This is a genomic window from Streptomyces sp. WZ.A104, assembly GCF_002382885.1.
GTDB lineage: Bacteria > Actinomycetota > Actinomycetes > Streptomycetales > Streptomycetaceae > Streptomyces.
Map to the genome: position 1 here is coordinate 49,254 of NZ_NWVL01000038.1, position 14,955 is coordinate 64,208.

A 14,955-nucleotide genomic window follows, 5' to 3' on the forward strand; every position below is an offset into this window, starting at 1 on the left:
GCCCGCTCAGGTGCGAGACGCTGCCCAGGCCTTCGGCGCGGCGAGCAGCACCTTGCCGATGTGCGTGCTGGATTCGAGCACGCGGTGCGCCTCGGCGGCGTCCTCCATCGGCACCGTACGGTCCACGACGGGCCGGACCACCCCGCCGCCGATCAGCGGCCACACGTGCTCGCGTACGGCGGCCACGATGGCGGCCTTCTCGCCGAGCGGGCGGCCCCGCAGGGATGTGGCGGTGACGGCGGCCCGCTTGGTCAGCAGTGCGCCGAGGTTGAGCTCCCCCTTGACCCCGCCCTGGAGGCCGATGATCGCGAGGCGGCCGTTCACGGCGAGCGCCTGCACGTTCCGGTCCAGGTACTTGGCGCCGACGATGTCCAGGATGACGTCGGCCCCCGCCCCGGCGGTGTTCTCACGCAGTTCCTCGACGAAGTCCTGCTCGCGGTAGTTGATGAGGATGTCCGCGCCGAGCTCCGCGCAGCGGGCGAGCTTGTCCGGACTGCCCGCCGTGACGACGACCCGCGCGCCGACCGCCTTCGCCAGCTGGATGGCCATCGTGCCGATCCCGCTGGAACCGCCGTGGATCAACACCGTCTCGCCGGGCCGGAGGTGAGAAACCATGAACAAGTTCGACCAGACCGTCGCTGTCACTTCGGGCAGCGCCGCGGCCTCCACCAGACCGACGCCCTCCGGTACGGGGAGGAGCTGGCCCACCGGTACGGCGACCTTCTCCGCGTAGCCGCCGCCCGCCAGCAGCGCGCACACCTCGTCGCCGACCGCCCATCCGTTCACCCCCGGACCGAGCGCGGCGATACGGCCCGCGCATTCCAGACCGGGGTAGGGCGAGGCACCGGGCGGCGGGTTGTAGAAGCCCTGCCGCTGGAGCACGTCGGCGCGGTTCACGGCGCTGGAGACGACCTCGACGAGGACCTCGCCCTCGCCGGGTACGGGATCGGGCACCTCGGCCCACACGAGTGCCTCGGGGCCACCGGGTTCGGGGATCGTGATCGCATGCATGGCCGCGAGGCTACTCTCGCCGCGCTCGCTCCAGCGGCACCTGGCCTGCCGCGGTCCGGCAGGCAGGCAGGTCGGGCAGGTTGCTCAGGGGCGCTGATGCGGGGGCATCGGGTCGGGCGGCACCGAAGCCGAGCTGGGGCTCACCCGCACGATGGTGATGACCCGGTCCGTCAACTGCAACGGGCTGGCCGCCGGATCGTCGTAACCGATCAGCCGGTGCCCGCGCAGCACGCTGACGACCAGGTCGTCGACCTCCCGCACGCTCTTGCCCACCTCTGCCTTTATGACCGGCCGTTCGATCAGGTCGAGGCCACTGCCCTGCTGGATCAGGTCCTCCATCACGGTTCCCGCGCTCGGGCTGAGGACGGAGAGGCCCAGCAGCCGTCCGGCGGCGCTGGCACTGGTGATCACAGCGTCGGCACCGGACTGCCGGAGCAGCGGCGCGTTCTCCTCCTCACGGACGGCCGCCACGATCTTCGCCCGGCGGTTCAGCTGGCGTGCCGTCAGGGCCACCAGAACGGCGGTGTCGTCGCGCTGGGTGGCGATGATGATCTGACGTGCTTTCTGGAGCTCGGCGCGCAGCAACACATCGCTGCGGGTGGCGTCACCGAGCACCCCGGTGTAGCCCTCCGCGTTGGCGGCCTCGACCACCTTGGAAGCCGGATCGACGATGACGATCTGCTCCTTCGTCAGGCCGGTGGCGCGGAGAGTCAGAATCGCCGACCGGCCCTTCGTACCGAATCCGACGACGACGGTATGGTCACGCAAGTTGGCTCTCCAACGCTTCAGCCGGAAGTCCTCCCGGGTCCGTTCCGTGAGGACTTCGAGAGTGGTGCCGACCAGGATGATCAGGAATATCACGCGCAGCGGCGTCACGAGCACCACATTGATCAGCCGAGCCCCGTCGCTCTGCGGTGTGATGTCGCCGTACCCGGTGGTGGAGAGGGTGACCGTCGCGTAGTAGACCGCATCCAGCAGGTCGACCTTGCCGTCGGCGTTGTCGTTGTAGCCGTCACGGTCGAGCCAGACGATCAGCACGGTCGCGGCCAGCACGAGCAGCGCCATCAACAGGCGCTTGGCGACCTGCCGGGCCGGCCCGGAGACGACCCGGCGGGGGAGCATCACCCTCGTCGGCGCGACCAGTTCGTCAGCTCTCCTGGCCATCGCGTCATGGCCGGGAAGTTTCACGTGAAACACCCTTCCGTCCACGGCGTCGCCGGGGCCCATGGGAGATCCAGAATCTCCACCTCGGTGCCGGACCGTACCCCGCCCGGGGGCACGACGGCCAACCCGTCCGCCGCGGCGATCCCCCGCAGCATCGCGGGACCGTTGTAGCGGAGGGGGGCGACATGGTCCCGACCGCCCGCCCCGCCCGCGCGATGCACCACGGGGACGAGGCGGGTGTCCCGCGGATGCCCGGGCACCTCGGCGTGAACGAGAGCCCTGTACACGTCCTGGTCCGGTCGGCCCGCGATGCCCGCGAGCAGCGGCTCGGCGAGCGTCAGCAGCCCCGACACGGCCGCGAGCGGATTACCGGGCAGCCCAACCAGATAGGGCCCGTCCGGCCGTAGATACGGATGCGGCCCGTCCTGCTGTGAACACGTCCCGTCCTGCCGCGTGTACGGCTCGTCCTGCCGCGTGTACGGCCCGTCCGGCTGTCCGGATGCAGGCAATCGCGCCAGCAGCATGGGGTGGCCGGGGCGTACGGCCACCCCGTCGACCAGGAGCTCGGCCCCAAGGCCGTCGAGAACGACGTGCACATGATCGACCGGGCCGGCGGCGGTGCCGCCGGTGGTGACGATCACGTCGGCGTCGGAGGCGATGATCGCCTCCCGCAGCGCCCCGGCGTCGTCCCCGAGGCGGACGGGCCCGGAGACCTCGGCGCCCAGGGCTCGCAACCAGGGGCCGAGCATGGGCCCGAGGGCGTCGCGGATCAGCCCGTCGTGCGGCAGCCCGGCGGCAAGCAACTCGTCGCCGAGGACGAGGATGTCGACGCGTGGCCGGGGGACGACGGGCAGCGCGTCATACCCGGCGGCGGCGGCGAGCCCGAGCACGGCCGGGGTCACGACGGTCCCGGCCGGGACGAGTTGCTCGCCGGAACGGCACTCCTGGCCCCGGGGCCGGATGTCCTGGCCGGTGACGACGGGCCGCCGGGCATGCAGCAGCCCCTTGGCCTCGTCGACGTGGGCGTGCTCGCTCCGAATGACCGCCGTGGTGTCGGGCGGGACACGGGCGCCGGTGGCGATCCGTACGGCGTTTCCGTCGGACAGCGCGGAGGGCTCGCGGCGCCCGGCGAGGAGCCCCGCCCCGGACTCGTACGCCCACGGTCCCGGTCCGGCGACCGCCCAGCCGTCCATCGCCGAGGTGTCGAAGGACGGCAGGTCGGTGAGCGCACCGAGCGCCTCGGCGAGCACGTGCCCGAGCGCGCGGTCGAGCGGCAGCCGGATGACGGCACCCGGTCCTCCCCGCCCCGCCCGCGCGGCAACCGCCCGCGCCCGCTCCCAGGGGAGGGGCGGGGCGTGGGGCGTGGGGGCGGGGGATACGGGGCCGAGGGTGCCGTCGCTGGGACTGCCGTTGGAGTTGGTGTGGGGGTCGTCGGCGGTGCTGCCCCCAGTGCTTTCACTGATGCTGCCGCTGGGGCCATTGCCCAGGCCACCTCTGGAACCGCTGCCAGGACCGTCGCTCATTCCTCTGCTCGGTTCCCTGCCTAGGTCCCTGCCGGGGTCGCTACCTGGGTCCTTGCCCAGATCCTTGCTTGGATCCCTGCCCGGGTCCCTGGCCTGATCCCTGCCCGGGTCCCAACTGCCCCCGCCGACCAGGGCGAGGGCCTGCTCGACGGCCTGCTCCTCCGCAGCACGTGCGAGGTCGCTCCCGGATCCGGCGGCGGAGAAGCCTCGGCCGGACTCGGGGCCGGGCGAGTGGGGAGCGGTCATGGCGTCCCGGCCCCTTCGCCGCCCGAATCCGCTTCCGCTTCCCAGCGCAGCGCAAGGGCGGTGACCTTGCGGGCGGCGTCCGCGACCGCAGCGGCGGCCGCTTCCGGCCCCGCGTCGGCGCTCGCCCTGGCTGCCGCGTATCCGACCAGGAAGGTCGTGAGCGGGGCGGCGGGGCGGGCGACTCCGTGCGCGGCGTCACGGGCGAGGTCGAGCAGGACACCGGTGTCGACGTCGAGTTCGATTCCGAGTTCGTTCTTGACCGAGGTGATCCATTCGTCCAGCACGGCCCCATGCTCCCTGATCCGGGCCCGGGCGGCGGCGATGTCGTCCCAAGTGTCGCAGTCGAACGCGGCGTGTGGTCCGGCATCGACCCGGGCCAGATCCAGCTCCGCGGTCAGCAGCCGCAGTGGGAGCCCGGCGAGGCTGCCGTGCTCGGTGGCGATGAGTGCCAGCTCCCGGCGGAGCGGCTCGGCGCGATAGGCGGCCACGAGCGGCTGGTCGCGCCCGTCGGGGTCGGTACACAGGGCGCCTTCCCGGCCCCCCTCTCCGGCTGCGACGAGCAGCGCCTCGACCGTGCCCGCGCCCAGGAACGGCAGGTCGGCGGAGAGGACGAGGACGCGCTCGGCCGTCGTCAGCCGCAACCCCGCGCCGAGCGCCGCCAACGGGCCGCCGCCCTGAGGTACTTCCCGCGTCCAGGTGACCGGCCGGGCGGTGGGCCGCCGACCGCCGACCACGACCGTGACACCCGCCCCGGCGCAGGCCGCGAGGACCCGGTCGAGCAGCGCCCGGCCCCCCACCCGGACTGCCGGCTTGTCGGCGCCGCCGAGCCGCTTCGCGGCCCCGCCGGCGAGGACGATCACGTCATAGGCGGTCATGCGTCGAGTATGGGCGGCGCCGGTGGCCGACGCCCCCTCCGAGGTGGCTGACAAGGCCGGGTCCGGAGGGGACGTCCGCACGCCGGTCGGCTCTACACAGAGCGAAGCAGCACCGCAGGCTGCTCGACACAGTCCGCCACGTAGCGGAGGAAGCCACCCGCCGTTCCGCCGTCGCACACCCGGTGGTCGAAGGTGAGCGAAAGCTGGACGACCTGACGCACGGCCAGCTCGCCGTTGTGCACCCAGGGTTTGGGCATGATCCGGCCTACCCCTAGCATCGCCGCTTCCGGGTGGTTGATGATCGGCGTGGAACCGTCGACCCCGAACACCCCGTAGTTGTTCAGCGTGAACGTACCGCCCGTCAGCTGCGACGGGCTGAGCTTCCCGGTCCGCGCCAGCTCGGTCAGCCGGGCGATCTCCGCCCCGATCGACTCGGCGTTACGGGTGTGCGCGTCCCGGACGACCGGAACCACGAGGCCCCGTTCGGTCTGGGCCGCGAACCCGAGGTGCGCCCCGGGGAGCCGGACGATCTCCCGGGCCTCCGTGTCCACGGTGGAGTTGAGCTCCGGGAACCGGGCCAGCGCGGCCGTGCAGATCCTCGCCAGCAGGGCCAGGACCGACACCTTCGGCCCGGCGGACGGGCCCGTCGCCGCGTTCATCGCGGCCCTGACCGCCATCAGTTCGGTGGCGTCCGCGTCCACCCAGCAGGTGGCGTCCGGGATCTCGCTCCGGCTCCGCGACAGCTTGTCGGCGACCGCTCCCCGCACCCCGCGCAGCGGAATCCGCTCGGCGGCCGGGGCGGTCGATGCCCCCGCACCCGCGAGGACCGGGGAAGCGTGGGACGCGGCCGCGCTCGCGACAGCCGCCCCTGCCGCCGTACGGGTCGCGGCTCGCGCGGTCTCCTCCGCCCGGCTGATCGCGGCGTCCACGTCGGCCCGCAGGATCAGCCCGTCGGGGCCGGAGCCCGCCAGGCGTCGCAGATCGATGTCGTGCTGCCGGGCCAGTCGGCGTACGAGTGGGGAAACCACCGCCACGGGCCCCTGCCGGTCCGCCGCGTCCGGCTGACCCCGCTCGACACCGTCGACCACGGGCGCGGTCACGGCCGGAGCCGGGGCCGGAATCGAGGCCGGAGCCGGAGCCGGTACGGAGGTGGCAGAACCATGAACAGGGCCAGGAGCAGAACCATGAGCGGAGCCATGAGCGGAGCCATGAGCGGACATGCCACCGGCGGCAGAGCCCCGGGCGGACGTCAGCCCACCCGGCCGGATGCGTCGGCGCCGAGCGGCCGGTGCGCCCGTGCCGTATCCCACGAGCACGTTCCCCGACCCGTCCGAGGGCTCCGGGGCGGCGGAACCGGAAGACGGGGACGAACCGTCGGCGGCCGCCCCGCCCCCGGCGCCCGCAGGACCGGAGGAGGCCGCTCCGGGGGAGGCGGGGCCCGAGGTCTCCGACCCTTCCGGCGCTCCGACCGCGACCGTCAGCAAGGGCGCCCCGACCGGAAGTTCCGTCCCTTCCTCACCGAAGCGGGCCGTCACCACGCCTCCGTAGGGGCACGGCACCTCCACCATGGCCTTGGCCGTCTCGACCTCCACGACTGGCTGGTCGATCACGACGACGTCGCCGACCTCCACCAGCCAACGCACGATTTCCGCCTCGGTCAGACCCTCGCCGAGGTCCGGCAGCTTGAATTCGAGCACCTGGGCCATCAGCTGTCCGCCTCCCACTGCAACCGGGCCACCGCGTCGAGCACCCGGTCGACCCCCGGCAGATGGTGCCGCTCCAGCATGGGCGGCGGGTAGGGGATGTCGAACCCGGCCACCCTCAGCACCGGAGCCTCCAGGTGGTGGAAGCAGCGCTCGGTGATCCGGGCCGCGATCTCCCCACCGGGCCCGCCGAAGCCGGACGACTCATGGACGACGACCGCGCGCCCGGTGCGACGCACCGACGCGGCCACCGTCTCGTCGTCGAACGGCACCAGCGAGCGCAGGTCCACCACTTCGAGGTCCCAGCCCTCGGCGACCGCCGCTTCGGCCGCCTCCATGCAGACCGGCAGGGAGGGCCCGTACGTGATCAGCGTGGCGCTGCGCCCGGGGCGGCGGACGACGGCCCTGCCGATCGGCAGGGCCGCTGCGGGGGCCTCGGGCGACCAGTCGGACTTGGACCAGTAGAGCCGCTTCGGCTCCAGGAAGACCACCGGGTCGTCCGAGGCGATCGACGCACGCAGCAGCCCGTACGCGTCCCCGACCGTGGCCGGTGTGACGACGTGCAGGCCGGGCGTGGCCATGTAGTACGCCTCGGAGGAGTCGCTGTGGTGCTCGACACCGCCGATCCCGCCGCCATAAGGCACCCGCACGGTGATGGGGAGCGGCATGGCTCCCCCAGTGCGGTTGCGCATCTTGGCGACATGGCTGATCAGCTGCTCGAAAGCCGGGTAGGCGAAGGCGTCGAACTGCATCTCCACCACGGGACGCAGCCCGTACATCGCCATGCCGACGGCCGCGCCCAGGATGCCCGCCTCGGCGAGCGGGGTGTCGGTGCACCGCTCGTCGCCGAACTCCTTCGCCAGCCCGTCGGTGATCCGGAAGACCCCGCCGAGCGTGCCCACATCCTCACCGAGCACATGGACGGTGGGGTCCTCGGACATGGAGTCCCGCAGCGCGCGCCCGAGAGCCTGCGCCATGCTGGCCGGTTTGGCCTTCGCCGTACGTCCGTCGGCGGTCGCTGCCGCGGTGGTCATCGTCCCGCCTCCGCGCTGTGCTCGTGGTGGTCGTGCTCGGCGTCCAGCTCGGCGCGCAGGGCGGCGGACTGCTCCCGGAGCTGACTGGTCTGCTCGGCGTACACATGAGTGAAGAGATCCATCGGCTCCAGCACCGGATCGGCGTTCATCCGGTCACGCAGCGCGGCCGCCATACGCTCGGCCGCCTCCCGCGCCTGTTCGATGCCCGCGTCGTCGAGCAGTCCGCGATCGGTCAGCTCCCGCTCCAGCAGCTGCACCGGGTCATGTGCCCGCCAGGCCTCGACCTCGCTGTCGGCCCGGTAGCGCGTGGCGTCATCGGCGTTGGTGTGGGCCTCCATGCGGTAGGTGAGGGCCTCGACCAAGGTCGGGCCCTCACCCCGCCGGGCCCGGGCCACCGCCTCGCCGAGCACCTGGTGCACGGCGGCGGCGTCGTTGCCGTCGACGAGGCGGCCCGGCATCCCGTATCCGACGGCCTTGTGGGCGAGGGAGGGTGCGGCGGTCTGCTTGGCCAGCGGCACGGAGATCGCGAAGCCGTTGTTCTGTACGAGGAAGACGACCGGGGCCTTCCAGACCGCCGCGAAGTTCAGCGCCTCGTGGAAGTCGCCCTCGCTGGTGCCGCCGTCGCCGACCATGGCGAGAGCCACCACGTCGTCGCCCTTGAGCCGGGCCGCGTGCGCCAGCCCCACGGCGTGCGGAAGCTGGGTGGCGAGCGGGGTGCACAGCGGGGCGATGCGGTGCTCGCGCGGGTCATAGCCGGTGTGCCGGTCGCCGCGCAGCAGGGTCAGGGCCTCGACCGGGTCGAGGCCGCGGGCGACGGCCGCCAGGGTGTCGCGGTAGCTGGGGAAGAGCCAGTCGCGGTCCTCCAGGACCAGGGCGGCGGCGACCTCGCACGCCTCCTGGCCGGTGCTCGACGGATAGACGGCCAGGCGGCCCTGCTTGGTCAGCGCGGTGGCCTGGGCGTTGTACCGGCGGCCCCGGACCAGCTCGGCGTGGAGCCGGAGCAGCAGCTCGGGATCGACGTCGGCCACCGCGTCCGTACCGAGCACGCGGTAGGGCTCCGGGTCCGGGAGCAGCGGGGCGGGGTCGGTGATCGGCTTCCAGGCCGGGGGCGGCGTGGGCCGGTGGGCGGCCGCGCCGGGCAGCTCTTGGACCGTCATGAGAAGCACCTCCTGGCATCGAGGGGATCGAGGGGTGTCGATCGGGAGTGTCGAGAGGGAGCGGGATGGCGAGATATCGAGGAATGGGCGAGGCACGAGTGTGGCGTGTCTCACCTACCGATTGTTCGGTCGCGAGCGCATTTTGGCTACAGGCACCGCCAGCCTGTGGACAAACGGTTCTCCACAGCCTGGGATAGAGGCAAGTCGTCCACAACAGGGAGGCGCGGGCAGATGGCCGCTGAACAAATGGCCGACAGGGGTGAGGACCCCGGCCAGGCCGCACCCGGGGTGCCGCCGTCGGTTCCGTCCCCGGCTCCCTCCCCGGCCCCGCCCCCGGTTCCGCCCGCGCGGCCGCTGGACACCATCGACCGCGACATCCTGCGCATCCTCCAGACGGACGGCCGCGCCTCGATACGGTCGGTCGCCGAACGGGTCCACGTCTCGCGTGCCAACGCCTACGCCCGTATCAACCGGCTCGTCGAGGACGGCGTGATCCGCGGCTTCGGCGCCCGGGTCGACCATGAGCGGGCGGGGCAGGGCGCGTCCGCGTACATCACGCTCAAGATCGTGCAGAACTCCTGGCGCACCGTGCGCGAGCAGCTCCAGGCGCTGCCCGGGGCCACCCATATCGCTCTGGTCAGCGGCGACTTCGATGTCCTGCTGCTGGTGCACACACCGGACAACCGGGCGCTGCGCGAGCTGGTCCTCACCCGCATCCAGTCCATCCCCGAGGTGCTCTCGACGCGCACGCTGCTGGTGTTCGAGGAGACGGACCTCGACCCCCTCCCGGACCGTCCGACAGAGCTGAGCTGAGCTGCACTAGAGCTGAGCCGGGCTGAGCTCCACCGAAGCTGAGCCGGGCCGCACTGAGGCCGAGCCGAGCTGAGCCGGGCTGCACTGAAGCTGAGGCGGGCTGCACCGAACACCCCGCGCACGTCGGGGCGCTCAGCGGCCGTTGGCCCGCATCCCCTCGAAGGCCAGCTGGACCACCGTGTCGGCAAGCTGGTCCTCGCCCGGAAAACCGCCGGGCTGCGGGCGATACCACTCGACCAGCGAGTTCACCATGCCGAACAGCAGCCGGGTCGCCAGCCGTATGTCCACGTCCGCCCGGAGGTCCCCGTCGGCCACCGCGGCCTGGAGCAGCTCGGAGACCCGCTGGTCGAACTCGCGCCGCCGCTCCAGCGCCCAGCGCTCGGTCTTCGTGTTGCCGCGCACCCGCAGCAGCAGCGTGACGTAGGGCACCTCGGCCATCAGCACCTCAACCGTGCGCCGCGTGACGTACTCGACCCGCTCGATCGCGCGCCCGCGCAGCGCCCCCGGCTCGTCGAGGATCCCGAAGAGCCCGTCGAGCGCCCGGCTGACGGCTCGCCGCAGCAGCTCCTCCTTGCCCGCCACATGGTGGTAGATGGAGGATTTCGAGATGCCCGCAGCCCGGGAGAGATGCTCCATGGACGTGCCGTCGTAGCCGCGCTCGTTGAAGACTCGGACGGCGACGGTGAGCAGGGTCTCCGGGGTGTACGTGTCCCGCTTGGCCGTGGTCATGTCCGCGATCCTCCCCCATGAGTTGTCCACAGGTTTCCTGGGGCCCCTTGTCCCGACCGATCGTTCGGTTACTCTAACTCCGTCCGTACGTTCCTGCCCGGCTCGATGAGGAGTTGGTCCGCCATGGCCGCCGTGCTCACCCCCCAGCAGCTGTCCGAGACCCACCGGCCCACGCTCGACCAGGCCCTCGACGCGATCAGTACCCGCGCGTACTGGTCGCCGCACCCCGAGCACCCGAAGGCGTACGGCGAGGGCGGCGCACCGGGCAGTCTCGGGGCGGCCGAGGGCAAGGCAGCGTTCGACGCGGTGCTCAACACCCGGCTCGACCTCGCGCAGCCCGGCACCGACGGCTGGGCGGGCGGCGAGATCTCGCCGTACGGGCCGGAGCTCGGCGTCGAGTATCCGCACGCAGACCTGGATGTCCTGCTTCCCGCGATGAAGGCCGGTATGGCCGCCTGGCGGGCAGCCGGTCCGGAGGTCCGGGCCCTGGTCTGTCTGGAGATCCTGTCGCGGATCAGCGCCCGCACCCACGAGCTGGCCCACGCGGTGATGCACACCAGCGGCCAGGCCTTCATGATGGCGTTCCAGGCGGGCGGGCCGCACGCCCAGGACCGCGGTCTGGAGGCCGTGGCGTACGCCTACCGGGAGCAGGTCCGCACGCCTGAGACCGCCGACTGGGCCAAGCCACAGGGCAAGCGCGATCCGCTGAAGCTGCACAAGTCGTTCATCACCTCCGGCCGCGGCATCTCGCTGCTCATCGGCTGCAACACGTTCCCCACGTGGAACGGCTATCCCGGCCTCTTCGCCTCCCTCGCCACGGGCAACCCGGTGCTGGTCAAGCCGCACCCGCGCGCCGTGCTCCCGCTGGCCCTCACGGTGTCCATCGCCCGCGAGGTGCTGGTCGAGGCGGGCTTCGACCCGAATCTGGTCGCACTGGCCGCCGAGCGGCCCGGTGAGGGCATCGCCAAGACCCTGGCGGTCCGCCCCGAGATCCGGATCATCGACTACACCGGCTCCACCGCCTTCGGCGACTGGCTGGAGGACAACGCCCGCCAGGCCCAGGTCTACACGGAGAAGGCCGGCGTCAACACGATCGTCGTCGATTCCACCGACGACTACCGGGGCATGCTCGCCAATCTGGCGTTCTCGCTCTCCCTGTACAGCGGCCAGATGTGCACCACACCGCAGAATCTCCTGATCCCCCGGGACGGCATCGCCACGGACGACGGCACCAAGTCCTACGACGACGTGGTCACCGACATCGCGGCCGCTGTCACCGGCCTGCTCGGCGACGACGCCCGCGCCGCCGCCCTGCTCGGCGCGCTGGTCAACCCGGACGTGAAGGCCCGGGTGGAGGCGGCCGGCGAGCTGGGCGAGGTGGCTCTGGCCTCACGTACGGTCGCGAACGCCGAGTTCCCCGACGCGGTCGTGCGTACGCCGGTCGTCGTCAAGCTCGACGGGACCAAGACCGACGACAGCGCGGCCTACCTCTCGGAATGCTTCGGTCCGGTGTCCTTCGCGGTAGCGGTCGAGTCGACGTCCGCCGCCCTGGATCTGCTCCGCCGCACGATCCGTGACAAGGGCGCCATGACGGTCGGCGCGTACACCACGTCCCCCGAGGTGGAGCGCGGCATCGAGGACGTCTGCCTGGACGAGTCGGCCCAGCTCTCGCTGAACCTGACCGGAGGGGTCTACGTCAACCAGACCGCCGCCTTCTCCGACTTCCACGGCTCCGGCGGCAACCCCGCCGCGAACGCGGCCCTGTGCGACGGAGCCTTCGTCGCCAACCGCTTCCGCGTGGTGGAGGTGCGCCGCCAGGCGTAGCTAGCGGGCGTACCGGGGGTCGGGGACATCGGCGTAGCGCTGCACCCACGCGTGCATCGCGATCGCCGCCGCGGCGCCCGCGTTGATGGACCGGGTCGAGCCGAACTGGGCGATCGAGCACACCATCGTGGCGTGGTTGCGTGCCTCCTCGGTCAGACCGGGCCCCTCCTGCCCGAACAACAGGACGCACCGGCGGGGCAGCTCGGTGCGCTCCAGCGGTACGGCGCCGGGGAGGTTGTCGATCCCGATGATCGGCAGCCCCTCGGCCGCCGCCCACGCGGTCAGGTCCGCCGTGTCGGGGTGGTGGCGCACATGCTGGTAGCGGTCGGTGACCATGGCGCCGCGCCGGTTCCAGCGCCGACGACCCACGATGTGGATCTCCTTCGCCAGGAAGGCGTTGGCGGTCCGGACGACGGAACCGATATTGAAGTCGTGGCCCCAGTTCTCCACGGCCACATGGAAGTCGTGCCGACGCAGGTCGAGGTCGGCGACGATCGCCTCGCGCGTCCAGTAGCGGTACGCGTCGCCGACGTTGCGCCTGTCTCCGTGGGCCAGCAGCTCGGGGTCGTAACGCTCGTCCTCGGGCCACGGCAGCGGATGCGGCCCGACGCCGATCTCCTGTCCGTACCCGTCGTCGTACTGGAGAGGCTCCGCGGGTTCTGCGTGCGGGACGGGCTCCACGGGTTCTGCCGCGGGCCTTGGGGTTCTGCCGATCTCACTGCTCACCCGACGAGCGTATGGCCCCCACCGCCACCGTGGAGCCGGGGCTCCTCCGTACCCCCGGGGCCACCCTTGCCCGGCCCGGCCCCCCCGGCGTCCGGCGGCCCGTCCGCGGCGCCGGGCGCCCGGGGCGTTGCGGCTGCCCGGCCCGGCAGCCGGGAGAACAGCCGCTGCCTGCCGAGGGCGGCCCGTCCCCCCAGCCACACAAGGAAGGCGGTCGGCAGGAACACCGCGTCGGCAGCGATCATCGCCATAGAGAAGAACGGCAGCCCGAGCAGCAGGGCGATCCCCGCGTGCTCGCAGATCATCACGGCCAGCAGGACGTTCTTGACCCGCCGGTTGAACAGCGTGAACGGAAAGGCGACCTGGACGATGACCGTGCCATACGTCAGCACCATCACCATCAGCCCGCTGGAGGCCAGGATGTCCGACAGGGCGGGCCATGGAGTGAAGTAGTCGAGCTTGAGCGGGTAGTAGAGCGCGGTGCCGTCCTGCCAGCGCGAGCCCTGGATCTTGTACCAGCCGGCGGTCGCGTAGATCAGGCAGACCTCGGCCATGATCACGGCGAGCGTGGCGTTGTGCGCGAGGTTGGCCAGCACATCGAGCAGGGCGCGGGGCTCGCCGTGCGGCGCGTAGCGGTTCACGGCCCACCAGGCGGCGGCGGAGAGCCAGACCGTCCACAGCAGGGTGGGAAGCCACCAGGTGCCGCCGAACCCGCCCATCAGGGTGGCGATCATCAGGACGGGGCCGAGGACCGCCCACAGGACCGGCCCCGCGATGTCGCGTACGGGCGGCAGTCCCGCCGCCGCACGCTCCAGGTTCCGCGCCGCGCGCCGGGCGTCCAGCGACCAGACCCGGGCGCAGCGCGTCAGCACCAGGTAGATCGCCATGAGGTGGACGACGTTGTCGCCGCCGTCGCCCATGAAGATGCTGCGGTTCTGCACGGAGAGCACGCCGACCATGAAGAGGACGGACATGGTCCGGGTGCGCCACCCGAGAAGCAGTCCCACGGCGGACAGCAGGGTCAGGACGTACACGGCCTCGAACCAGAGCGTGCTGTCGGTCCACATGAGGACGGAGAAGGCGCCGTTGCCGTCCGTGAGCTGGCGGGCCAGATCCCAGCGCCACGGGCTGTCGGGCCCGTACAGCTCATGGCGGTGCGGCAACTCGCGCAGCAGGAAGAAGAGGTAGGTGGCCGCGAACCCGATCCGGACAACAGCGCTCTGATACGGGCCGAGGGCCGAGGCGGTGAGGCGCTGGAGCGCCCGCGCGAGGACGCCGCCGGGACGGGCGGGGTCTCCAGGCTGCTGCGGGTGAGCGGGCTGCTGCGGGTGGGTGGGCTGCTGCGGGACGGAGGGCTGCGGGATGGTCACTGGTTGTCCTCCACGTCGTGCGTCGCGCCGTCGGCGGGGAGGTCGTCCGGGGTCACGGTCCACCAGGGGAGTACGCGGTAGACGGGCTTGGTGCTGATCTTCTCGGTGCTCCACGGGGGCGGGGCGACGGAGGTGGTGGCGGAGCGGAGCTGGATGCGATCGATCGTGCCGCCGTAGTCGCGCTCGCTCAGCCGCAGCATCGCAATGCGCCGGATGTACCGCTCGGAGAGATCGCCGCGCAGGCCGTTGGGACGGTTCTCGCTGTCGTGGGAGTTGACGTAGAAGTCCCAGCCCCGGCGGAGCTCGTTCTGATGCACGTGGCTGGGGAAGAGATTGCCGCGTATCGCCTTGGCGTCCTCGTGGGTCAGGCTCATCCAACGGGTGGTACGGCGGCCGTCCGCCCCCACCACATCGGCCCGCACATGGATGGCGACGTTCTGCTGGAGCGGGTTCGGCGCGAAGAGCTTCCAGTTCTGTTCGAACTCCGGATAGACCCAGTCGTCGATCGTTTTCCCGTGCTGCTTGGTCACCGTGTTGGACGGGCTGACGTGCAGAAAAACCATGGCCACGTGGGCGCAGGCGAGGAGCCCGATCAGGGAGAGCGCCAGGGCCGCGACCACCTGGTAGGGGAAGGAGAGCCCGGCTATGCCGTGGGCGCCGTGCTTGCCGTCGGCAGAGCTCCCGTCGTGATCCGAATCCATCCCGCCCCGCTCACCGTCGATCACAGCTCAGTTATCCACAGGGTTGACACCCTACGGGCCTCCGACTCACCATTGAAGTCAA

At 71.8% G+C, this 14,955-nt stretch carries 13 protein-coding genes; 2 read left to right on the top strand and 11 right to left on the bottom strand.

Going from position 1 to position 14,955, the window contains the following annotated elements; translation table 11 throughout:
* Positions 1-6: 6 nt before the first annotated feature.
* From CIB93_RS20900 to pdhA, 7 genes are all read right to left on the bottom strand, one after another.
* Positions 7-1,011: an NAD(P)H-quinone oxidoreductase gene (locus tag CIB93_RS20900; protein WP_096628851.1), complete on the bottom strand. Its 1,005-nt coding sequence runs from the start codon at positions 1,009-1,011 to the stop codon at positions 7-9.
* Positions 1,012-1,095: 84 nt separating this feature from the next.
* Positions 1,096-2,238 (bottom strand): TrkA family potassium uptake protein, encoded by a 1,143-nt coding sequence (locus CIB93_RS20905; RefSeq protein WP_096628853.1) that lies wholly within the window; start codon positions 2,236-2,238, stop codon positions 1,096-1,098.
* Positions 2,196-3,944: a molybdopterin molybdotransferase MoeA gene (locus CIB93_RS20910; protein WP_096628854.1), complete on the bottom strand. Its 1,749-nt coding sequence runs from the start codon at positions 3,942-3,944 to the stop codon at positions 2,196-2,198. The genes CIB93_RS20905 and CIB93_RS20910 overlap by 43 nt, the downstream gene beginning before the upstream one ends.
* Positions 3,941-4,819, bottom strand: coding sequence for a DUF6457 domain-containing protein (locus tag CIB93_RS20915; RefSeq protein WP_096628856.1), 879 nt, complete (start codon positions 4,817-4,819; stop codon positions 3,941-3,943). The genes CIB93_RS20910 and CIB93_RS20915 overlap by 4 nt, the downstream gene beginning before the upstream one ends.
* Positions 4,820-4,911: 92 nt before the next feature.
* Complete coding sequence (locus CIB93_RS20920) at positions 4,912-6,525, bottom strand: dihydrolipoamide acetyltransferase family protein (RefSeq protein ID WP_096628857.1); 1,614 nt, start codon at positions 6,523-6,525, stop codon at positions 4,912-4,914.
* Complete coding sequence (locus tag CIB93_RS20925; RefSeq protein WP_096628859.1) at positions 6,525-7,556, bottom strand: alpha-ketoacid dehydrogenase subunit beta; 1,032 nt, start codon at positions 7,554-7,556, stop codon at positions 6,525-6,527. Before CIB93_RS20925 ends, CIB93_RS20920 begins: the two co-directional genes overlap by 1 nt.
* Complete coding sequence (pdhA, locus tag CIB93_RS20930) at positions 7,553-8,713, bottom strand: pyruvate dehydrogenase (acetyl-transferring) E1 component subunit alpha (protein ID WP_096628861.1); 1,161 nt, start codon at positions 8,711-8,713, stop codon at positions 7,553-7,555. The genes CIB93_RS20925 and pdhA overlap by 4 nt, the downstream gene beginning before the upstream one ends.
* A gap of 231 nt (positions 8,714-8,944) precedes the next feature.
* Between pdhA and CIB93_RS20935 the strand changes: the two genes are divergently transcribed.
* Complete coding sequence (locus tag CIB93_RS20935; RefSeq protein ID WP_096628862.1) at positions 8,945-9,526, top strand: Lrp/AsnC family transcriptional regulator; 582 nt, start codon at positions 8,945-8,947, stop codon at positions 9,524-9,526.
* Between the two features lie 132 nt (positions 9,527-9,658).
* Here the strand turns inward: CIB93_RS20935 and CIB93_RS20940 are convergent, their stop codons facing one another.
* Positions 9,659-10,255 (bottom strand): TetR/AcrR family transcriptional regulator, encoded by a 597-nt coding sequence (locus tag CIB93_RS20940; protein ID WP_096628864.1) that lies wholly within the window; start codon positions 10,253-10,255, stop codon positions 9,659-9,661.
* 123 nt (positions 10,256-10,378) lie between these two features.
* Between CIB93_RS20940 and paaN the strand changes: the two genes are divergently transcribed.
* On the top strand, positions 10,379-12,079 hold the full coding sequence (gene paaN / locus CIB93_RS20945; protein WP_096628866.1) for a phenylacetic acid degradation protein PaaN: 1,701 nt from the start codon (positions 10,379-10,381) through the stop codon (positions 12,077-12,079).
* Here paaN and CIB93_RS20950 read toward each other — a convergent pair whose 3' ends face one another.
* The 3 genes from CIB93_RS20950 to CIB93_RS20960 are packed head-to-tail and all read right to left on the bottom strand — an operon-like array spanning position 12,080 to position 14,873.
* The gene (locus tag CIB93_RS20950) at positions 12,080-12,805 is read right to left on the bottom strand and encodes a TrmH family RNA methyltransferase (RefSeq protein ID WP_096628867.1); all 726 of its coding nucleotides are present in this window, start codon (positions 12,803-12,805) and stop codon (positions 12,080-12,082) included.
* Positions 12,802-14,172, bottom strand: coding sequence for an HTTM domain-containing protein (locus CIB93_RS20955; RefSeq protein ID WP_096628869.1), 1,371 nt, complete (start codon positions 14,170-14,172; stop codon positions 12,802-12,804). Before CIB93_RS20955 ends, CIB93_RS20950 begins: the two co-directional genes overlap by 4 nt.
* Positions 14,169-14,873: a DUF5819 family protein gene (locus CIB93_RS20960; RefSeq protein WP_096628887.1), complete on the bottom strand. Its 705-nt coding sequence runs from the start codon at positions 14,871-14,873 to the stop codon at positions 14,169-14,171. The genes CIB93_RS20955 and CIB93_RS20960 overlap by 4 nt, the downstream gene beginning before the upstream one ends.
* Positions 14,874-14,955: the final 82 nt, after the last annotated feature.